This window comes from Mesorhizobium sp. M0751, from assembly GCF_040320265.1.
Taxonomy (GTDB): Bacteria; Pseudomonadota; Alphaproteobacteria; order Rhizobiales; family Rhizobiaceae; genus Mesorhizobium.
The window spans coordinates 427,154-446,057 of the sequence record NZ_JAMYPH010000004.1; the positions used below are offsets into that span (position 1 = coordinate 427,154).

22 protein-coding genes and 2 tRNA genes are annotated in these 18,904 nt (G+C 61.0%); 10 read left to right on the plus strand and 14 right to left on the minus strand.

Annotated elements, in window-relative coordinates; genetic code table 11:
- Nucleotides 1-73: 73 nt before the first annotated feature.
- The 4 genes from NKI19_RS09815 to NKI19_RS09830 all read right to left on the minus strand — a co-directional run bounded on the left by NKI19_RS09815 (nt 74) and on the right by NKI19_RS09830 (nt 3,613).
- Nucleotides 74-544, minus strand: a complete 471-nt coding sequence (locus tag NKI19_RS09815; RefSeq protein WP_352709464.1) for a group I truncated hemoglobin — start codon at nt 542-544, stop codon at nt 74-76.
- Nucleotides 545-815: 271 nt separating this feature from the next.
- Complete coding sequence (locus NKI19_RS09820) at nt 816-1,175, minus strand: hypothetical protein (RefSeq protein ID WP_352488280.1); 360 nt, start codon at nt 1,173-1,175, stop codon at nt 816-818.
- Between the two features lie 740 nt (nt 1,176-1,915).
- Nucleotides 1,916-2,707, minus strand: coding sequence for a DUF1194 domain-containing protein (locus tag NKI19_RS09825; protein WP_352566417.1), 792 nt, complete (start codon nt 2,705-2,707; stop codon nt 1,916-1,918).
- An 831-nt stretch (nt 2,708-3,538) separates the two neighbouring features.
- Nucleotides 3,539-3,613: transfer RNA gene (locus NKI19_RS09830), tRNA-Thr, on the minus strand.
- A 135-nt stretch (nt 3,614-3,748) separates the two neighbouring features.
- Here NKI19_RS09830 and NKI19_RS09835 point away from each other — a divergent pair.
- The 10 genes from NKI19_RS09835 to NKI19_RS09880 all read left to right on the plus strand — a co-directional run bounded on the left by NKI19_RS09835 (nt 3,749) and on the right by NKI19_RS09880 (nt 9,763).
- Nucleotides 3,749-3,994: a hypothetical protein gene (locus tag NKI19_RS09835; protein WP_473559483.1), complete on the plus strand. Its 246-nt coding sequence runs from the start codon at nt 3,749-3,751 to the stop codon at nt 3,992-3,994.
- Between the two features lie 158 nt (nt 3,995-4,152).
- The gene (gene murA, locus NKI19_RS09840; RefSeq protein ID WP_352566419.1) at nt 4,153-5,445 is read left to right on the plus strand and encodes a UDP-N-acetylglucosamine 1-carboxyvinyltransferase; all 1,293 of its coding nucleotides are present in this window, start codon (nt 4,153-4,155) and stop codon (nt 5,443-5,445) included.
- Nucleotides 5,446-5,538: 93 nt separating this feature from the next.
- A complete protein-coding gene (locus tag NKI19_RS09845) occupies nt 5,539-5,973 on the plus strand; it encodes a DUF2948 family protein (protein ID WP_352488277.1) in 435 nt (144 codons plus the stop codon).
- A 4-nt stretch (nt 5,974-5,977) separates the two neighbouring features.
- Nucleotides 5,978-7,270, plus strand: a complete 1,293-nt coding sequence (gene hisD, locus NKI19_RS09850; protein WP_352488276.1) for a histidinol dehydrogenase — start codon at nt 5,978-5,980, stop codon at nt 7,268-7,270.
- A gap of 2 nt (nt 7,271-7,272) precedes the next feature.
- Complete coding sequence (locus NKI19_RS09855; protein ID WP_292663977.1) at nt 7,273-7,758, plus strand: UPF0262 family protein; 486 nt, start codon at nt 7,273-7,275, stop codon at nt 7,756-7,758.
- On the plus strand, nt 7,746-8,228 hold the full coding sequence (locus NKI19_RS09860; protein WP_502899259.1) for an arsenate-mycothiol transferase ArsC: 483 nt from the start codon (nt 7,746-7,748) through the stop codon (nt 8,226-8,228). Before NKI19_RS09855 ends, NKI19_RS09860 begins: the two co-directional genes overlap by 13 nt.
- A gap of 89 nt (nt 8,229-8,317) precedes the next feature.
- A complete protein-coding gene (infA, locus tag NKI19_RS09865) occupies nt 8,318-8,536 on the plus strand; it encodes a translation initiation factor IF-1 (RefSeq protein WP_006200926.1) in 219 nt (72 codons plus the stop codon).
- A 25-nt stretch (nt 8,537-8,561) separates the two neighbouring features.
- Nucleotides 8,562-9,191, plus strand: coding sequence for a Maf-like protein (locus NKI19_RS09870; protein WP_352488274.1), 630 nt, complete (start codon nt 8,562-8,564; stop codon nt 9,189-9,191).
- Nucleotides 9,188-9,379 carry a DNA gyrase inhibitor YacG gene (yacG, locus tag NKI19_RS09875; protein ID WP_352488273.1) on the plus strand — a complete coding sequence of 64 codons (192 nt, stop codon included), beginning with the start codon at nt 9,188-9,190 and terminating at the stop codon, nt 9,377-9,379. The genes NKI19_RS09870 and yacG overlap by 4 nt, the downstream gene beginning before the upstream one ends.
- A gap of 308 nt (nt 9,380-9,687) precedes the next feature.
- Nucleotides 9,688-9,763 (plus strand) — tRNA-Phe (locus NKI19_RS09880).
- 195 nt (nt 9,764-9,958) lie between these two features.
- Here the strand turns inward: NKI19_RS09880 and NKI19_RS09885 are convergent.
- The 10 genes from NKI19_RS09885 to NKI19_RS09930 form a co-directional block, all read right to left on the minus strand.
- Nucleotides 9,959-10,777 (minus strand): class I SAM-dependent DNA methyltransferase, encoded by an 819-nt coding sequence (locus tag NKI19_RS09885; RefSeq protein WP_352488272.1) that lies wholly within the window; start codon nt 10,775-10,777, stop codon nt 9,959-9,961.
- A gap of 13 nt (nt 10,778-10,790) precedes the next feature.
- Nucleotides 10,791-11,546, minus strand: a complete 756-nt coding sequence (locus tag NKI19_RS09890) for an AAA family ATPase (protein WP_352566421.1) — start codon at nt 11,544-11,546, stop codon at nt 10,791-10,793.
- Nucleotides 11,543-11,947 carry a hypothetical protein gene (locus tag NKI19_RS09895; protein ID WP_352488270.1) on the minus strand — a complete coding sequence of 135 codons (405 nt, stop codon included), beginning with the start codon at nt 11,945-11,947 and terminating at the stop codon, nt 11,543-11,545. The genes NKI19_RS09890 and NKI19_RS09895 overlap by 4 nt, the downstream gene beginning before the upstream one ends.
- Before the next feature lie 352 nt (nt 11,948-12,299).
- Nucleotides 12,300-13,892: a gamma-glutamyltransferase gene (ggt, locus tag NKI19_RS09900; RefSeq protein WP_352566423.1), complete on the minus strand. Its 1,593-nt coding sequence runs from the start codon at nt 13,890-13,892 to the stop codon at nt 12,300-12,302.
- A 21-nt stretch (nt 13,893-13,913) separates the two neighbouring features.
- Nucleotides 13,914-14,633: an ABC transporter permease gene (locus tag NKI19_RS09905; protein ID WP_352488573.1), complete on the minus strand. Its 720-nt coding sequence runs from the start codon at nt 14,631-14,633 to the stop codon at nt 13,914-13,916.
- Nucleotides 14,630-15,343, minus strand: coding sequence for an ABC transporter permease (locus tag NKI19_RS09910; protein WP_352488268.1), 714 nt, complete (start codon nt 15,341-15,343; stop codon nt 14,630-14,632). The genes NKI19_RS09905 and NKI19_RS09910 overlap by 4 nt, the downstream gene beginning before the upstream one ends.
- Nucleotides 15,344-15,412: 69 nt before the next feature.
- Nucleotides 15,413-16,258 carry a transporter substrate-binding domain-containing protein gene (locus NKI19_RS09915; RefSeq protein WP_352488267.1) on the minus strand — a complete coding sequence of 282 codons (846 nt, stop codon included), beginning with the start codon at nt 16,256-16,258 and terminating at the stop codon, nt 15,413-15,415.
- Nucleotides 16,259-16,342: 84 nt separating this feature from the next.
- Entirely contained in the window at nt 16,343-16,990 is a 648-nt protein-coding gene (locus tag NKI19_RS09920; RefSeq protein WP_352488266.1) for a GntR family transcriptional regulator, read from the minus strand.
- Between the two features lie 534 nt (nt 16,991-17,524).
- Entirely contained in the window at nt 17,525-17,902 is a 378-nt protein-coding gene (locus tag NKI19_RS09925; RefSeq protein WP_352566425.1) for a VanZ family protein, read from the minus strand.
- Nucleotides 17,903-18,556: 654 nt separating this feature from the next.
- Entirely contained in the window at nt 18,557-18,886 is a 330-nt protein-coding gene (locus tag NKI19_RS09930; RefSeq protein WP_352566427.1) for a DUF6894 family protein, read from the minus strand.
- Nucleotides 18,887-18,904: the final 18 nt, after the last annotated feature.

Below are 18,904 nucleotides of genomic sequence, written 5' to 3' on the forward strand. Positions count from 1 at the left end.
AGCTGCGGCCGCGCTGCATAGTCACAGCGACGCGCGCCATGCTCAGAACGAATGCCCATACGGTATAGACGCTTCAGCCCCGCTTGACGTAGCCGGCGGTGACCTCGTCCTTGTGGGCGGCGAAAGCTTCCAGGACTTCGGTTTTCTCAGGCTTCGGAATCTTGAAATGATCCAGGGTCCGCCCGAGTTCCGCTGCGACCTCATCGAATTCCGCGGGGGAGATCCGCAGGTCGCGATGCGCTTCCTCGAGGCCGAGCGGCGTCGCGCCGGGCTTGGTGGCGACGAACTTGAAGGGCCCACCGGAAACGTCGCAGACCCACAGCGTGCGCATGAACTTGAGGCCGGGCAACCTTTCAAGGTTCTTGGTGTGCCATTTGCGCAATTGTGGGTTCTTGGACTTCTGGCCGACGATGGGGTTCTTCACGACGGCGTCGCTGAAATGATCGATCACCGCTGCGATGGCGAACACACCCCCCAGCCGCTCATACAGACTTTTCTCGGATGTGGTTTTCTTCGTCTGCGCGAGCGCCTTGTCGGCAGGCAATACCGATGTCGATGCGGCGGCCAGCGCCAGCCCGGCGACAACACTTCGTCTCGTCAAAGAGGTCGAAATTTTCATCCCTGGTTCCCTTCGAGGTTAGGCCAGAGCGAGCCGCAGCCGGTCTGGCGGGCTTCATGAAGTGACATTCGGACACTTTGCCATATTTAGCATCGTCTAATGAACTAACGAGCCCCGCGACGGGATTATTCCGGTTGGCCGCATTGTCATGGTCAACATGCGTAGAAAGGGCAAAGGCGGCGCGGATGAGGAAGGGTTAAGCACGCGTCGCTACCCGCGGCAGAGGTCGCGAAGCCACTTCGGCCGCATCGGCGGCCCGATCGATGTTGCGGGCACCGTAGTGTTCCTGGCCTCGCTGGCGGCGGTCGCCTGCGGCCAATAGCCTGTGCTTTTCGAAGATCGCTAGCTTCTGCGGATAGGTGATCCGCACCTTCGCGTTGCACCCGTCGCATTTGATGTGCGCGATCGCTCTTAGTGCAGAGCCCTTTCTTACCGCCGGATGCGAGCAATCCGGACATTCGAATGTGAGCGCGACATCCGATAAGTCTTCGGCTAAGCCCATTTCCATCCCCTTCGCAAGCTCGGTGGCTACACTCTGGCGAGTTTCAATGAGCAATTCAGATGCCAGACGGCCGTGCCAAAGCGGGACTAGACCAATTCGCCTTGGAACGCTGCCAAGCTAGTGCGCCTTCTCTGTGCCTTTTGAGCGACGAAGAGACCTAACTTCCTCCAGCAGTTCGCGCTCATTGGTGGTCACGTTTCGGAAGATTGCGACGATCATCACCGCTAAGGCTTCGGCATCCAGGCTTAAAGGGTCAATGTGTTCATCTGTGCAAACCTGATCAAACACGCGTTCACAAATAGCCAAATCGTGAGGGCTGAGGCGAGTGCGATTGAAACGCCGGCGCGACATTTGCGAGCCTTCGAGGCCCGCTGCCGTGCACAAAATGCGCGCCCTACCAAGAAACGCGAGTCGTTGAGTGATTGTTCCCGACTGGAGCTTTGTTAAGCCGCCTGCGGCAGGGCAGACCAGAATGCTTCCCCGCGCGCATCATGGCGCGTGCGAGCGCGAGCTGTGCCTCGATCTTGGCATTTTCCTGGCATGGCGAGATGCTTGGCACCTCAGCATTTTCGAGCGCCCGCCCGAACGGCTCTGGCTGCCATGCGCGGACCGATTTTGGACGGCTGGACCGTTGGACTCACGTCAGACACAGTAGCCCGGGGGCAAGACTGCTTCGAACCCTAAACGGGGCCGTCGACTACCGTTTTGCTTCGAGATCAGCGTGGCCGATTTTTGGACCGCCCCAAAATCGCTCGAACCTTTCTTAGCTTCGTCGGGCAGACTGCAGGATCCGTCTAAGAACGTGCTTTGCCGGAGGCGGAACTCACTTCTCGAATTAACTTCCTGATTATTGCCGATTGAAAGGCAGCGGCACTGTCGGCGGGAATGACGAACGAACCGGGTCCTCCGATCACGTGCCTCGAATAGTATTCCGTCGTCGTCTCACCATTTTCAACGTCAGCGCCTATTGGAAGGCCATTAATTACAATGGCTTTCTGGAGTGCTCTCTGACGGCTGTCCTCGACGGACGTTCCGTCATTGTTTGATCCGTCGCCTGAAATATCGATGATTCTGCGCAACGTTGGGACAGGCAGTTTGTCAAAGGCGTCCACAGAGGCGTCGATCGCGTATGAGATCGACGTATTCGATCCGCGCGGACCAGAGCGTCGCCTTTCCGACTTCTTCCGGAGTGCCTCAGCGATGACGGCCGCATCATTTGCATCGGAAAGAATGGTCCAGCCCACCCTGGTTTCCAAGGAGCCGCGGCTCGACCATTCGACAAAGGTGACGGCGATCTTGCCGTGCACACCCTCTTTGATCACGTTAAGCACGGTTGCTGATTCCAAAGCAGCGGCATAGCTCTCGCGCTGTAGCTTGGCCTCTATGTGGTTGATGGAGCCGGACATGTCGGCCGCAAGAACGATTGCGACGTCGACTTCGTTAATCGGATCGTCAAAGACAACCTTCTCGCGATTTTCATCAGGAGAGAGACCGTTCGTATAAGGATTAGCGTGAGTATACTGGACAGAGACCAGCACAATTTTCAGCAATCCTGCGATCAGTGCGCTAAAGGATAGGACATGCATCTGCCATCTATCCTCATGAGCTTATGAAACTCTGGGGGACGGTTGATCGCTGACTTCTATTAATTCTGAAGGGAACTCAAGTAGTTGAGATAAAAGGGGGTTACTCTCCTAACATTAGCTTTCTCTATATTAGCTGTGACTATTTCAAAAGTCAACAAAATGGAGGGAGAGACACGGGGTAGGCAGCATGCCGGAGCGGAACGCGAGAACGGCTGCACAGGAGGACGCTCCAGCATCTTTTTATTAGCTAGTGCTAATTAGCAGGCATATGATCACTTCAACATGTGGCCGAAGTGGCAACCGGAAAAGGGAATGGCGCGGCACCGAGCCACTGCCGCGGTCGTCCTTGCGGCACTTTCGTCGCCAGGGTTTTTGGTTCCCTCGAGGGTGCATGATGCCCCCTCAGGGTGGAGCTACCCGCTGGCCTGCTGTCACGGCGACGCGGAACACGGCGAGTGTCAGCGAATCCCAGCGCGGGCGGTTCATGTTCGTCCCGGTGGCTGGGTTGTCATCCTGAGGCCTGGGGATCATCGGAAGATCACGCGGCAGCAGCGATACTTCATTCCGTATGGTGATGAGATTCCGTCGCAGGATGGCAATTATCATATTTGCCTTCATCCGACCGAAGAGCATGAGAACTGTTTTCTTGCACCACCCGATGACATGTGACCCGGGAGCGGCGCTGCGTCCGAAAAATCGCGAGATGCGGGAACGGCGCTGCAAGCCGGGTCCAGGAGCATGCTGGGTCGGCGCCCTAAAGGCCGCAAAGACACGGCGAGTCAAAGGGCAATGAAATTCAGGCGCAACACAAATCCTCGGTGACCGAAAATCTGGTGCTGCGAGAGAGGATTGAACTCTCGACCTCTCCCTTACCAAGGGAGTGCTCTACCACTGAGCTACCGCAGCCGCCGATGGCGGGGCTTCTGCCATATCGAACCGGCAAGCGCAAGGCCAAGACAAGCGGCACAAACGGGGGCCGGGTTGAAAGGCCGCACCGGGCGGTTGTTGCGGACATGGCCGTGCCACAATGTTGGCTATCCCTTGATCCGCACCGGCGGGTCGCCGGCCGGGGACGGAACGATGAACGGCAAGACAGTTTCTCCGAACAAGGATGGATCACCGGAGAAGGATGGTTCAGCGAAAAAGGGCGGAACGGGCCGCAAGGACCGGCTGGCCGAGCAGCTGCGCGCCAACCTGCAGAAGCGCAAGGCGCAATCGCGCTCGCGAAGGACTGGCGACGCCGACGAGCGGCCAGAGGGGCTGCAGGCGGCGATGAAAAAAGATTAACGCGAATCGGCTATGTTTGGCGCCGGTACTTTGGCCAAAGTCGGCGTGGGCCAAAGTGGGGAGTAGCCTGTTTCTTGAACCAAGCCGGCCAATGGTCTAGATGGCCGCAACAGACTCAACCGATTTAAACCGGCCTTGGCGCCGAGGGGACGCTCTTCATGGATCGCATCAGAATTGTCGGCGGCAATAAGCTTGCCGGAAGCATCCCGATCTCGGGCGCCAAAAACGCCGCGCTGCCGCTGATGATCGCCTCGCTTTTGACCGACGACACGCTGACGCTGGAAAACGTGCCGCATCTGGCCGATGTCGAGCAGCTGATCCGCATCCTCGGCAATCACGGCGTCGACTATTCGGTCAATGGCCGCCGCGAAAAGCAGCAGGAAGGCTATTCGCGAACCATAACTTTCTCCGCCCGTAACATTGTCGACACGACGGCGCCGTACGAGCTGGTGTCGAAGATGCGGGCGTCGTTCTGGGTGATCGGGCCGCTGCTGGCCCGCATGGGCGAGGCCAAGGTGTCGCTGCCCGGCGGCTGCGCCATTGGCACGCGCCCGGTCGACCTCTTCCTCGAAGGCCTGCAGGCGCTGGGCGCCGACATCGACGTCGACACCGGCTATGTCATCGCCAAGACCAGGAACGGCCGGCTTGTCGGCAACCGTTATGTGTTCCCGAAAGTCTCGGTCGGCGCCACCCATGTGCTGATGATGGCGGCCTCGCTGGCCAAGGGCGAGACGGTGCTCGAAAATGCCGCCCGTGAGCCCGAGATCGTCAACCTCGCCGAATGCCTCAACGCCATGGGCGCGAAGATCTCCGGCGCCGGTACGGCGATCATCACCATCGACGGCGTCGAGGCGCTGTCGGGCGCTCGCGTCAGGGTGATCCCCGACCGTATCGAGACCGGCACCTATGCGATGGCGGTGGCGATGACCGGCGGCGACGTCGTGCTGGAAGGCGCGCGGCCCGACCTGTTGCAGACGGCGCTGGACATCATCTCGCAGACCGGCGCCGAGATCACGCAGACCAATTCCGGCATCCGCGTCAGGCGCAACGGCGCCGGCATTTCGCCGGTCGACGTGACGACGGCGCCCTTCCCGGCTTTCCCGACCGATCTGCAGGCGCAGTTCATGGGCCTGATGACGATGGCCAAGGGCAAGTCGCGCATCACCGAGACGATCTTCGAAAACCGCTTCATGCACGTCCAGGAACTCGCCCGTCTCGGCGCCCACATCACGCTGTCCGGCCAGACGGCGATCGTCGACGGCGTGGCGAAGCTCAAGGGCGCGCCGGTCATGGCGACCGATCTTCGCGCCTCGGTGTCGCTGGTCATCGCCGGCCTTGCGGCCGAAGGCGAAACCACGGTCAACCGCGTCTACCACCTCGACCGCGGCTTCGAGCGGCTGGAGGAAAAGCTCTCCGGCTGCGGCGCGGAGATCGAGCGCATTTCGGGGTAGAGCCTTTCCGCAAGGCTTGCGGTCCGGTTGCGCGGATCGCCAAGACCGCCTAACAGAAGGCCAAATGTAAACCTTCGCAGGTGCGAATTCCGCATGAATGGCCTCAAGCTTGTCGCGCTCGACGATCAGGATCTGAGCATCATCTCGGCGCATGTCCAGGATGCTGTCATGAAGGTCAGCGATCTCGAATACCTGCCTTCGGTAAAGCGCTTCGTGCTGACCATGAACCGCTTCGTCTGGGAGGCGAAATCCGGCTTCTTCCGCCAGCACAATGAACGGCGGCAGGCCGTGCTGCATTTCGACCGGGTGCTCGGCGCCAAGACCAGCGGCATTGCCCGCGACAAGCCCGACGAAGTGCTGTCGCTGCTGGCGATCAGCTTTCTCGCGCTCGACAAGCCGGCCGGCATCGTCGAGCTGATCTTTTCGGGCGGCGGCACAATCATGCTCGACGTCGAATGCATCGAGGCACGGCTTGCCGATGTCGGCGGCGCCTGGGAAGCGACGTCGCGCCCGGTCCACAGGGTTTGAGCCAATGGCTGTCACGCTTCGCCAGTCCGACCCCGATTTCGAGCAGCGCTTTGCCGCGTTCCTGCTGACCAAGCGGGAAGTCTCGGCCGATGTCGACGCCGTGGTGCGCGAGATGATCGCCAAGGTTCGCGCCGAGGGTGACGCGGCGCTTATCGGGTACACGCAGAAGTTCGGCGGCGGCGACCTGGCCAGGCTCGGCATCGCCGTCTCCAGGGATGACATTGCCAAGGCCTACAAAGCCGCGGATCCGCAGACGGTCGAGGCGCTGAAATTCGCGCGCGAGCGCATACGCTCCCATCACCAGCGGCAGCTGCCGCAGGACGACCGCTACACCGATGCCACCGGCGTCGAGCTCGGCTCGCGCTGGACGGCGATAGAGGCCGTCGGGCTCTATGTGCCGGGCGGTACGGCGAGCTATCCAAGCTCGGTGCTGATGAATGCCGTGCCGGCCAAGGTCGCCGGCGTCGAGCGCATCGCCATGGTGGTGCCGGCCTCAGGCGGCGAGGTGCCGCCGCTGGTGCTGGTGGCGGCCGACCTTGCCGGCGTCTCCGAAATCTACCGCGTCGGCGGCGCCCAGGCGATCGCGGCCCTTGCCTATGGCACCGAGACGATAAAGCCCGTCGCCAAGATCGTCGGCCCCGGCAATGCCTATGTCGCTGCAGCCAAGCGCCAGGTGTTCGGCACGGTCGGCATCGACATGATCGCCGGGCCGTCGGAAGTGCTGGTCGTGGCCGACGGCAGCAACGACCCGGACTGGATCGCCGCCGACCTGCTCGCCCAGGCCGAACATGACGTGTCGGCGCAGTCGATCCTGATCACCAACGACCGTTTCTTTGGCGCAGCGGTCGAACAGGCGGTGGAGCGGCAGTTGCAGGGCCTGCCGCGCGGAGAAACCGCGTCGGCGAGCTGGCGCGATTTTGGCGCCATAGTCCTGGTGCCGACGATCGAGGCAGCATTGCCGCTGGTCGACCGCATCGCGGCCGAACATGTCGAGCTTGCCATCGACGACCCAGAGGCCTTCCTGGCGCGGATGCGCAATGCCGGCGCGGTGTTTCTCGGCCGCCACACGCCGGAAGCCATTGGCGACTATGTCGCCGGCTCCAACCACGTGCTGCCGACGGCGCGCTCGGCGCGCTTTTCGTCCGGGCTTTCGGTGCTCGATTTCGTCAAGCGCACGTCGATCCTGAAGCTCGGGCCGGAGCAATTACGGGCGCTGGCGCCGGCGGCGATCACGCTTGCCAAGGCGGAAGGCCTCGATGCGCATGGACGCTCCGTCGCCATCCGGCTGAACATGTAGAAATGTCCGACTACGACCAAACCCGCGCCAGGCTGATCGATGTCGAGCTCGACGAGACGATCGGCCGCTCGACGCCTGATGTCGAGCATGAGCGGGCGGTGGCGATCTTCGACCTGATCGAGGAGAACCGCTTCCAGCCGGTCAATGACGACGGCGCCGGCCCGTACCGGCTAAAACTGTCGCTGGCCGAGTCCCGGCTGGTGTTCGCGGTGGCGCGCGAGGACGGCGCAGCCGTGGTCACCCACATCCTGTCGCTGACGCCGCTTAGGCGCATCGTCAAGGATTACTACATGATCTGCGAAAGCTATTACGATGCCATCCGCACCGCGACGCCCAGCCACATCGAGGCGATCGACATGGGCCGGCGCGGCCTGCACAATGAAGGCTCGCAGACGCTGATGGACCGGCTTGCCGGCAAGATCGAGATTGACTTCGACACGGCGCGCCGGCTGTTCACGCTGGTTTGCGTGCTGCACTGGCGAGGCTGAAACTGGCCGCCCCGCTGCCCCGCCCGATCCTGCCCCGCTCGATCCTGTTTGTCTGCGGCATGAACGCCGTGCGCTCGCCGATGGCCGAATTGCTGGCGCGCAAGGTGCTTCCGCCCACCACCTTCGTCGCCTCGGCAGGGGTGCGCGGCGGCGAACGCGATCCGTTCGTCGATGCCGTGCTGGCCGAAGAAGGGCTGTCGCTCGGCGAACGGCACCCGAGAACGATGGGTGACCTCGAGGACGATTATTTCGACCTGATCGTGACGCTGGCGCCGGAAGCCCACCACACCGCGCTCGAGCTCACCCGCTCGCTGGCCGTCGAGGTCGAGTATTGGCCGATGCCCGACCCGACCGGCGTCAGCGGCACGCGCGAGCAGATCATGGCCGCCTACCGCGACGTACGCGAGCGGCTGAAGGCGCGGATCGGCCGCCGTTTTCTCGGCAACGGGGCTGAAAACGCCGCGGATTAAGCATGTTCACAAGCGGACGTTTATCATATAGGTTCCGCGCAACTTTCCGGCCGGGGCGCTGGAAGTACCCATCCAAGCAAAGGTATCGAATGCCGAAGGAAGAAGTCCTCGAGTTTCCGGGTGTCGTGACGGAACTGCTGCCCAACGCGATGTTCAGGGTCAAGCTCGAAAACGAACATGAAATCATCGCCCATACGGCCGGCCGCATGCGCAAGAACCGCATCCGCGTTTTGACCGGCGACAAGGTCCTGGTCGAGATGACGCCCTACGACCTGACCAAGGGCCGCATCACCTACCGCTTCAAGTAAGTTCAAGGACCCGGCCGGGATCGCGATGGGCATTTTGCAGAAGCTCGTGCTTGCCTCGGGTTCGCCGCGCCGGATCGAGCTGCTGCAGCAGGCCGGCATCGAGCCGGACCGCGTGCTGCCGGCCGATGTCGACGAGACGCCGCTGCGCGCCGAACACCCGCGCTCGCTGGCCAAGCGCCTGGCGACGCAGAAGGCCGAAAAGGCGCTGGCCTCGCTGAAGACCGAAGCCGACTACCTGCCGAGCTTCGTGCTGGCCGCCGACACGGTGGTTGCGGTCGGGCGGCGTATCCTGCCCAAGGCCGAGACGCTCGACGACGCCGCCAACTGCCTGGGGCTTTTGTCCGGCCGTTCGCACCGGGTCTATTCGGGCATCTGCCTGATCACGCCGGGCGGCAAGCAGCGCTTGCGGCTGGTGGAGACCAGGGTGCGTTTCAAGCGGCTGCCGCGCGAGGAGATCGAGGCCTACATCGCGTCGGGAGAATGGCGCGGCAAGGCCGGCGGCTATGGCGTCCAGGGGCTTGCCGGCGCCTTCGTCGTCAAGCTTGTCGGCTCCTACACCAACGTCGTCGGCCTGCCACTCTACGAGACGGTAGCGCTTTTGAGCGGCGAAGGCTTCAAGGTGCACACCAACTGGCTGTCGGGTGCGCGGATATGAGCCCGGACGACAAGGTCACGCCGTTACGTCCCAAGCGGCCCTGCCCCGAATGCGGCAAGCCATCGGCGCGCGAAACCTATCCGTTCTGCTCGAAGCGCTGCAAAGACATCGACCTCAACCGCTGGCTGAAGGGGGTCTACGTCATCCCGGGTCGCGACGACGAGGACGACAACGACGACCAGAAATAGCGCCGTCCGCCTGCGGTTTTCCACAAGCTTGGGACGGTTTCGCGGCCGCGATCGTGACCGATGATCGGCCTTGCCGACTGCCTCTCGTTTCCCGCCTGAAATCAATGTCCAGGCCCTGTTCCCATCCGGATAGATCGGATGGAACAGGTTCTGGCGTTTTGTCTTTTCCGAAAACCGGATTCCACTTTTCGGGATCATGCTCTAAGCGCTGGACAGGCCGGATTCCCGTGCTATAACCCACGCGCTTTCAAGGGGTGCCGACGGCGCTTTCATGAACCCGGTGTGCAGACTGCCGCGCGCCGGAGCAGGCCCAGATAGCTCAGTTGGTAGAGCAGCGGACTGAAAATCCGCGTGTCGGTGGTTCGAATCCGCCTCTGGGCACCACTACTTCCTCGTATAAAATCAATGGCTCGCGGTGTCGCCAACTTGGCGACTTACGGCATTTCATGTCGCGCCGTGTTGGGAACTGATTGAGCCAAGCGAAGCGCTGCCAAAAACGACACTCGATACTTTCCTGCCAATAGCTTCAACAAAGACCAGCCTCATGGCAAATGCTCGGTTTCAAATTGCCCGCCGGCGTTACCGCTTTCTGGCAACCACCAGGAAATTCTGCGCAAGCCCCGCCGGAATCCTGGCAGTTGCGCAGATCCTTTCAAACGGCACGATCAATATTTCGCAGAGTCTTGGCAGCAAATTCCCGGGTCGCGGCAAAAAACCGTACCCAACTATCCGCTCGACAATAAAGCCATTTGCAATGAGCATCTGCTCGTATCGTTTAATGCTCAAAGTGTGGCGGACTGTCCCTCCTGCATAACGGTTCAGAATGCGGCAGACCAGCCCTATTGGGGAGGTCGCATTCATGTGGATATTCGAGATCAGCAATCCACCTTCGTTCAAATGCGCGCTGATGGCCGACAGTGCATCCTTCCTGAGCTCATCGTCAGCATTGAGGAAGAATCTGAATGCCGTGACAACGTCGAACCTTTCGGCAAGCGGAGAGAACGTAAGATCCGCGCGGACCAATTTCACGTTCTTCGGAACCCGTGCGCTAGCCAGCATGGATTGGGAGATGTCAACGCCGACGACTTCACCAAAAAATTGAGCTGCGATATTTGCTATGCGACCTGTGCCGCATGCGAAGTCCAGACATTTCCGGTTCGGCCCGCCGACAGGCAGGAGAGTACGTTCGACCAAAGGCTTTTCGATACCCGACCACAGAGCTGCATAGTAGCCGGACCGGAACGTGTCGGAGTAATGGGCACCGTACCCAGCCGTCTGGTGGCTTGCGCGGTAATCCGGACGAGCGGGTGCACGGTTCTCATGAACGCTCCCTACCGGTCGCCACTGCGCCCGCAGAAATCTGCGAATGCCAACGAACGATCTCACCGTGAGCACCATGCAACTCGCGCCTCTAGTCTGGCCCGACGCATGCCGTCGCGGGCAATGCGTGTCCCACGATGCGCGCGACGACCTGTTCGAAATTGCGTGGGTCGAGGCCGTCGACACGCATCAGCGGCCATTTGTCTTGCAGGCATTGGCCGATCTCCCTCGCAATATCCGCTTGCTTCAGGCCCCTGACCACTCCGACTTCGAGAAGGCGCTCGAGGTACGGCTGCCGCGCATACCGCTCAATGAGGCGGTGGCGCAGCGTTTCCCCGGGCGCGTCGACTTGAATGAGGAGATCCGGTCGCGGCAGGAACGTCAGGCAATTACGAACCATGTCGATACTTTGATCTCGTCCCAACAGGACGAGCGCACACAACGCCTGAACGATGCCCTCTTCGAAAATGAAGTACCCTTCTGAGGCCTGCGCCGTATTCCAGGCTTCGAAGAGCAAAACGACGTCGATCTTCAGACGCAACGCCCATATTCGACTTTTTGGAGGGATCGATGCCAAAAGCCGCGCAGCGGCCCCCTCGCTCGGCGGGGTCGAGAACAAGACCGGACTCGCGGTGGCGAGCTTGTGCACCAGACGCTGGATGCCATGGCGTGTCTCCGGGCCTTCATCCTCGACCGAATCGACTTCGCTGCCGACAGACACAAAATCGATCCGGCGATAGCCATTGACTGTCTTCACACGGATGTCGTGTTTCGCCAGCTCACGGCAAAGGGCGCGGAGAAGGGTCGTCTTGCCTGCGCCAGGCGGACCGAACAACTCGATAATCATGCAGGGATCTCCCGAACAGGAAGCAGAAAGATCGGATGAAGCGAGCTCGCCCACTCCAGCGGTGTAGCGAGCGTAAACACTCTGGCATCCGCCTGGCCGAGTTGACCCCGCTCGCTGGCATCCTGCTGACGCCGAAAAAAGCCTTGGAGGAGATGCGATGCGGCGGAAGACTGCCTTTCCATGGCGTGCAGTCCCGCCTGTTGAGCCGCGACAGCGTTGCCGGTTGACTTGAGAACTTGCAATTGCTTCTCGATCGCCCGTGCCATCTCCTGATCGATCGAGCGCCCCACGGTTGCCCGTTGGTCGACGTCGGTCGTGGTGGCTTCCAGGCGTGCGAGCCTCGACGATGCCGACCCCGGCGCCTGCGCCAACACCTCCGTCGTCGCGCCGCTTGCGCCCATACATGGACCTCAGAAAGTCTCTAAAAACGCCTGGGGATCGGAGCTTACTGTGAGTGCCGAACCATACCATCATCCATCTGAATGACTGTCGGCACCACGGCACGCGCGTTTGGGCGCTGAACAGGGCAACGAGTTCAGGCCGAGCGGGCGCTTTTGGCTTGACGCGACACAAACGCGACATTCAGCCTAAAATCTGAACAATATCAATCACCGACAGCGGACTGAAAATCCGCGTGTCGGTGGTTCGGCGTGCAAGAATTATCTGGACCATGGCGCCAGCGACCCCTGCTCGCCGGCCAAATGTCGATGAAGACGTCTTCAGCATCTTGGAACCCGCTCTGGCACAACCGCTCTACAGACCGAGGGCGCAGCCGTCCTTGCGCGGTTCGGAACCACCCAGCAGCGTCCCGTTTGCCCAATCGATGCGGATGGCCTGCGCACCGCCGATCGGGTCCGTCGCAGGAATGATTTCGAAACCGCGTCGGCTAAGTTCAGTCGCGGTTTCGCCAGCGAGCCCGTGTTCGGCCTGGACCTTCATCGTGCCGCTGACGGGGGCGACCCGCGGCAGATCAATCGCCTCCTGCAGATCCATGCCGAAGTCGAGCACCTTCGTCAGCAGATGCGCGTGGCCCATTGCCTGGTAGTAGCCACCCATAACGCCGAAAGGCATTTCTGCCCGGCCGCTTCTCGCAAGCATCCCGGGTATGATGGTATGCAAAGGCCGCTTGTTCGGCGCCACCGCATTGGGGTGCCTGGGGTCAAGCGAAAAGCTTTGCCCGCGATTGTGCAAGACGACACCGGAGCGTGGCGAGACCAGGCCCGAGCCAAAGCTGTCGAAGACCGAGTTGATGAAACTGACCGCATTGCGATCCTTGTCGACAACGGAAATATAGACCGTGTCGCTGTGCAGCGGCATATCGAACGCCGGCAGATCCGCGCGGGCGCGCTTTAGGTCAATCATGCCGGCCAGACGATCGGCCCAGGCATTCGACAACATGTCGGCCACCGGGACTTCGGACGTGTCTGGATCGGCGACGAGCAGGTCACGCGCGGCGTAAGCGAGGCGTGTCGCTTCGATTTCCCGATGAAGCCGGTCCGCGGATTGCGGGTCCCCCTTGGCTTCGAAGCGCGAGAGGATGTTTAGAATGAGCAGCGCGATCACACCCTGGCCGTTCGGCGGACATTCGAACACATCGCAGCCTCGAAACGCCGTGCTGATCGGGGTCACGTATTCGCCTGTTGCCGAGGCGAAATCTTCGAGTGTGTGCAATCCGCCGAGCCCACGAAGATAGGCGACCATGTCTTCGGCCACTGGGCCGGTGTAGAAAGCCTCGCGTCCCTTCTCGGCGATCAGCCGCAGCGTTGCAGCCAACTCAGGCTGGCGATGTACTTCGCCAACGCGTGGCGCGCGGCCGTTTGGCAGGAAAATCCGTTTCGCGGTAACATCGGAGGCCAGAAGTTCTTCCTCCAACGCCCAGTCACGATGGACCCGCGGTGAAATGGCGTAGCCTTCCTCGGCGAAACGTATAGCGGGGGCCAGGATTTGATCGAAGGGCATACGCCCATGATCAGCGTGCAATCTGGTCCAGGCATCGATCGCTCCCGGGATGGTGACGGAGCCAGGAGAATTGCGGGCCACCTCGGCCATGCCACGTTCGAGGAACCAGTCAATTGTGAGGGCGGCGGGTGTCCTGCCCGATCCGTTATAGGCGATGACCTCGCCGGATCCGTTTCGCGACAGAAGAGCGAAGCAATCGCCTCCAATGCCGGTCGAGGCTGGCTCGACGACACATTGCACCGCGCAGGCTGCGATGGCGGCATCCATGGCGTTGCCGCCGGCCGCCATGACCTCGACTGCCGTCAGGGTCGCCGACGGATGAGAGGTGGCGGCCATGGCCTCGCGTGAAACGACGACCGAGCGCGTGGGTTTCTCAAAATTTCGCATGCTATGCCCTTCTGATCGTGATCAAGAGGCGGCGTCGCTCATCGTCGAGGGGCGGTGCCGCAGATGCCGCGACATCCAGTATTCGAGTGCCGCCAAGGCACGGATGATCGCGAAGTTCAAAGTGAGATAAATGGCGCCCGCGCAGATGAAGACTTCAAAGGCGCGGTAGGTCTGGGAGATCAATCCCTGGGCAATTCCGGTCACCTCCATCAAGGTCACGATGGAAGCCAGAGACGTGCCCTTGATCATCAGGATGATTTCATTGCCGTAACTCGGCAGCGCCTGGCGAAAGGCCAGCGGCAGGATAACGTGCCGATAGGTCAGAGAGGTGGACAGGCCGACAGACCGGGCCGCCTCGACAAGGCCGCGTGGCACCGATTGAATCGCGCCGCGGAGGATTTCGCTGCCATAGGCGGTAGTGTTGAGTGTCAGCGCGATGATTGCGCACCAGTAGGGTTCGCGGAAAACGGCCCATAATCCAATTGCCGACAGCTGGTGCCGGAACTGACCAAGGCCATAATAGGTCAGAAAAATCTGCACCAGCAGAGGCGTGCCCCTGAACACGGCAACGAAGCCACGGATCGGCAAGACGACGAAGGGCGATTCCGATTGCTGGGCAAGCGCCAATGTGACGGCAAGAACGAAGCCGGCAACAATGGAAGTCAGGGCCAGTTCCATCGTAAGCGGCAGGCCGGCAAGGAGCTTCGGCAGGATCTCGAGGAAAAAACTGAAATCTATCATGCCGACCGGACGCGCCACGGCGCCTTTCGTTCCAGACGGTAAAAGGCATGGCCGGTGACGGAAGCGATAGCCAGATAGAGCAAGGCTGCAGCAATGTAGAAGACGAACGGTTCACGGGTCGAACCTGCAGCGACCTGTGCCTGGCGCATCAGTTCAACGAGGCCAATTACCGATATCAGCGAGGAGTCCTTCAGAACCAACTGCCACACATTGCCGAGACCCGGCAGCGCGTATCTCAGGAGCTGGGGAAAAATAACCTGTCGCAGCCGCTGCAGCCGGTTGAGACCAAGCGCGCAAGCGGCATCGTGCTGTCCCTGGTCGATGGCGAGGTAACCCCCTCGATAGACCTCGGCTTGATAGGCGCCCGAGATGATCGCGATGGCCAATGTTCCAGTGGCAAAGGCTGGAACGCCGACGAATCCAGATCCGCCCAGGCTATGACCAAGCGAGGTCAGGGCGACGCTTCCTCCATAGTAAAGCAGATAAATGGTCAGAAGGTCGGGCACGCCCCTGAAAACCGTGCAATAGCCAAGGGCCAAGAACCTCAATACCTTGGAGTTGCGCAGACGCCCGGCCGCTGCCAGCCCACCGAACACAGCGCCAAGCGCAAAGCCCAGCACAGACAGGAGCACTGTGACCGAGGCCGCCACGAGAAGAGCAGCCCCCCAACCTCCGTGCTGGAAACCAAGCAGCCGGAATGCGTCAACCATTGGTACCCCCGGCAGGACGAACGGCTCAGCTCCGAAACGGGTCAGGAATGGCCGTTCGCCGACAAGCGCTTACTTGACTGGAGTGACGTCGCTCTTGAGCCATTTAAGCGACAGGGTTTTGATCGTGCCATCGGCGATCGCGGCGTCGATGGCGCCGTTGAGTATGTCTTTCAGCTTGCTGTCCTCTTTGCGGATACCGGCCCCGGAGCCAAGACCGAAGAGACCCCCGACAAATCCTGGTCCTGCAAGCGTATAGTCGCTGAACTCCGGTTTGCTCAGCGTGGCGGCCAGCGCTGTCTGCTGTGCGAAGAGCGCGTCGATGCGACCCGCGGCGAGATCGAGATCGTGTTGCTCGGTAGTCTTGTATTCGCGAATCTCGGCGACGTCCGAGAAGTATTTTTTCACAAATTCCAGGTTCGCCGTTGCGGCCTGAACGCCAATGATCTTTCCCTTCAGCAATGGCTTGAGCTTGTCGATTGCCGCCTGCGCAGAGGCTTCATTCTCCAGCTTGAACCGCTCATTGGAAATGCCGAGCTTGCCCAGTTCGCTATCCCTGGCAACCGCGAAACCTGAGGGATCCACCGCATATGGCTGGGTAAAGTCGATGATTTTCAGACGTTTTTCAGTGATGAACATGCTCGCCATGATCACGTCGAACTTGCCGACGGTCAGCGCGGGGATCATGCCGTCCCAGTCCTGTGCGACGATCTTGCACTCGATCTTCATTCGCCCGCACAAATCATTGGCGAGATCGACTTCGAAGCCGTCCAGTTTGCCGTCGGCTGTTGTGAAATTCCAGGGCGCGTAGGCCCCTTCGGTGGCAATGGTAATTGCCTTTGGTGTTTCTTGCGCAACGGCGGCCTGAACCAGGCCGAACAGGACCGACGCAATGGCTGCGATGCGGCTAATTTTCATGTCATTCTCCTCTTTTGCCGGTATGGCAGTTCCCTTTCGTCGCGCCGGATTATCTTCCGGCTTCAACGAGTTAGATGGTATTTCCTAGCGGCGGCCGGGACTTGCGAAGTTGGCCAGAAGCGGCGCTGTCTCGACGATATGATCCCGCATGACGATCTCTGCCTTGCCGGCATCACCTGACCGCAGCACCTCAATCAGGATCTCGTGCTCGGCACGCGCGCTGGCGGGCTTGTCGACATAGTCGAACCAGATGCGCAGGTAGGGCTCGATCACGACGTGCAGGCTGGCAATCTGCCGGACCAGCTTGGGTCTGTTGCTCAATTGGCAAATCTGCAGATGGAAGGCCTGGTGGCGCACGACCCAGTCGCTGCTGCCGGTCTGGCTAGCGCGCTCCATGCGGTCAAGCTGGCGTTCCAGTTCTTCAAGCACTTCGACATCGATGTGCGGCATGGCAAGCCTCACCGCCAGCCCTTCGAGCACCGAGCGTATTTCAAATGTTTCGTAGATCTCATCGAGGGTAAGCCCGGCGACGATGCAGCCACGGTTCGGGCGAATGACCACAAGACCTTCCGCGGCCAGCTGGCGGAATGCTTCGCGAACCGGCATGCGGCTCATGCCGATTTCCGTCGCGATCTCTTCCGGGATCAGCCGGTCCCCGGCCCGATAACGCCCCATCCTCAGGGCCCGCTGAATATGGCGGTAAGCCTCCTCCTCGGCGGTCGTGATGCCCAACGGCTCGATTGCGTCTGCTGCCATGTCTGGGTCCGATCAGAGCGTATCTGTGTATCCACTTATCCAGTTGCCACGACGTGTGTCAAGCACTGATGCTTGTGCGCGTTAGAATTTCTGTTGTGAGAATAAGCACTTGGTAGGGAAAATCGGGCAGACAAAACCCGTAATCGGCTAAGCCGCTGATCGGCCGCCTGGCGGCGTCCTGCAAAAAGGCCCGCCGCCCCATTTGCGAAGCGGCGAGGCCCCATATTCGGGGACATTGCCGGGGTTACCGGCAGTGCCTACAGTGCAATTCAGGTGCCAGAATTGTTGATCCAAAACGGGTCACCGCACCGGAGACGCGAACGCGGACCTTCCGCGATCACGCTAGTGCCGCGCATTGCCATTCCTGCTATGTTACTTTCTGGCGGACCTGATTTTTCCGCCTGGCCGGCGCCCCATCAGGCAACTTACCCCAACGCGCCCCCCAAGTGGCGTCGGCCATTTTCCCCTTATTGGGGCACGGGCGCGCCGATTCTGTCATGCGCTTTCGAGCTATGGCAATCCGCCGGCGAGCCGCTTTGTCCAGCCTGCAATTGTCAGCCCGCCCGCGATTCCCGCGCGGTCGGCCACCCAGTCGAATAGATCCGGGTCGCGCCCTATCAGTTGCACGGCCTGAAGACCCTCGATAGCTGCGCCCGTGAGAACGAGGAGGGCGATCAGCTTCGCCTTGCGTTCCGGCCAGCCGAGACTTCCGAGAGCCGCAAGGACGACGAAGGCGCCGGCGTGATTGAGTTTGTCGTGATCAAACGTGAAAGACAGGCCAAGACCCTGCAGGAGCTGCTCCGGCAGAAGGGCGAACAGCAGAACGCCGGCAAACGCGGCCGGAAAGGCAATCCTTGCCACGACCTGATAAGAATCCAGGCTCGACAAGGATAGAATGGCCTTTCGTCGGAAATCTGCAGGAGACATCGCCGGCCGCTGAATCGAGAGCGAGCGTGGCGTCCAATTTCCGCCGTCCGGGCGTCCGATGCATCGTCAGAATGAATGAATGCCACGGTTCAGCCGCTGGGCAGGCCGGGGCTGCTGGCAGTGCTCTGCATTGGTGTAGCTTCCGCGATCACGCAATTACATGTTGCGCCAGTGCGGCTACTATCTGGCTGCGGCGGACCTGATTTCCGCTTGGCCGGCGCTGCGTCAGGGCATCTTACCCCATGCTACCCGAAGCGGCGCCGGCCAGAATTCCACCGGTTGCGTGAGGAGCGACCCGCGTCAAAGCCCGCCGCCCTGTCGGACGACGGGCTCCGTTGCCTGGGCGCCAGGGCGCCACGGTAGCGACTGATGTTACGAGTGCTCCCGCAGGTATCCAATATGCTGCTGCCGAACGGCGTTGCGCATCGGCTAAACAAACGAAGCCCGCGCCTCTGGCGGAGGGCGCGGGCCGACCGGGTTGCACCCCGATCTGCAGCAGAAACCCGGGAGGTCCCCGCTGCTTAGGATAACAATTAGAGACTTCTAATGTTCCGGTCTAGGGAAGATGCCGGCTGCACCAGAAATCTCATGGTCGGAGCGATGACGATCGAGGCGTCACTTCGTGAGCAAGTCGATCTGGAAAATCCGCTCGTCGAAATGCCGCGTTTCGACGGCAAAGGTCAAAGCCACGTCAAGGACCAGACCGCCATAGTCGTCCCGGACCTTGACTGCAATCCTGCGGTGAGGAAGGCCATCCCTGGCCATCTCGGCCAATGTGCGAAGGGCTTCTTTCCTGACCAGCGGGAAATCGTCGTACAACGTTCCCTGATCGTCGGAATAGACGATTCCGTCTTCATCGGAATCGAAGAAGTAGCGGGGCATTGCGCTTGGCCGAAGCGGCGGCATCCGGGCACGTTGTCGATAGCTGGCCGCGATCTCGGCCAATCGCGATCAGTGCCTCTC

What these genes read in the sequence shown, in the direction of transcription:
- murA (WP_352566419.1), top strand. Translation starts at nt 4,153, where the DNA reads ATGGATCGCATCAGAATTGTCGGCGGCAATAAGCTTGCCGGAAGCATC.
- NKI19_RS09885 (WP_352488272.1), bottom strand. Translation starts at nt 10,777, where the DNA reads ATGGTGCTCACGGTGAGATCGTTCGTTGGCATTCGCAGATTTCTGCGG.
- NKI19_RS09890 (WP_352566421.1), bottom strand. Translation starts at nt 11,546, where the DNA reads ATGATTATCGAGTTGTTCGGTCCGCCTGGCGCAGGCAAGACGACCCTT.
- yacG (WP_352488273.1), top strand. Translation starts at nt 9,188, where the DNA reads ATGAGCCCGGACGACAAGGTCACGCCGTTACGTCCCAAGCGGCCCTGC.
- NKI19_RS09825 (WP_352566417.1), bottom strand. Translation starts at nt 2,707, where the DNA reads ATGCATGTCCTATCCTTTAGCGCACTGATCGCAGGATTGCTGAAAATT.
- infA (WP_006200926.1), top strand. Translation starts at nt 8,318, where the DNA reads ATGCCGAAGGAAGAAGTCCTCGAGTTTCCGGGTGTCGTGACGGAACTG.
- NKI19_RS09855 (WP_292663977.1), top strand. Translation starts at nt 7,273, where the DNA reads ATGTCCGACTACGACCAAACCCGCGCCAGGCTGATCGATGTCGAGCTC.
- hisD (WP_352488276.1), top strand. Translation starts at nt 5,978, where the DNA reads ATGGCTGTCACGCTTCGCCAGTCCGACCCCGATTTCGAGCAGCGCTTT.
- NKI19_RS09845 (WP_352488277.1), top strand. Translation starts at nt 5,539, where the DNA reads ATGAATGGCCTCAAGCTTGTCGCGCTCGACGATCAGGATCTGAGCATC.
- ggt (WP_352566423.1), bottom strand. Translation starts at nt 13,892, where the DNA reads ATGCGAAATTTTGAGAAACCCACGCGCTCGGTCGTCGTTTCACGCGAG.
- NKI19_RS09895 (WP_352488270.1), bottom strand. Translation starts at nt 11,947, where the DNA reads ATGGGCGCAAGCGGCGCGACGACGGAGGTGTTGGCGCAGGCGCCGGGG.
- NKI19_RS09915 (WP_352488267.1), bottom strand. Translation starts at nt 16,258, where the DNA reads ATGAAAATTAGCCGCATCGCAGCCATTGCGTCGGTCCTGTTCGGCCTG.
- NKI19_RS09870 (WP_352488274.1), top strand. Translation starts at nt 8,562, where the DNA reads ATGGGCATTTTGCAGAAGCTCGTGCTTGCCTCGGGTTCGCCGCGCCGG.
- NKI19_RS09910 (WP_352488268.1), bottom strand. Translation starts at nt 15,343, where the DNA reads ATGGTTGACGCATTCCGGCTGCTTGGTTTCCAGCACGGAGGTTGGGGG.
- NKI19_RS09905 (WP_352488573.1), bottom strand. Translation starts at nt 14,633, where the DNA reads ATGATAGATTTCAGTTTTTTCCTCGAGATCCTGCCGAAGCTCCTTGCC.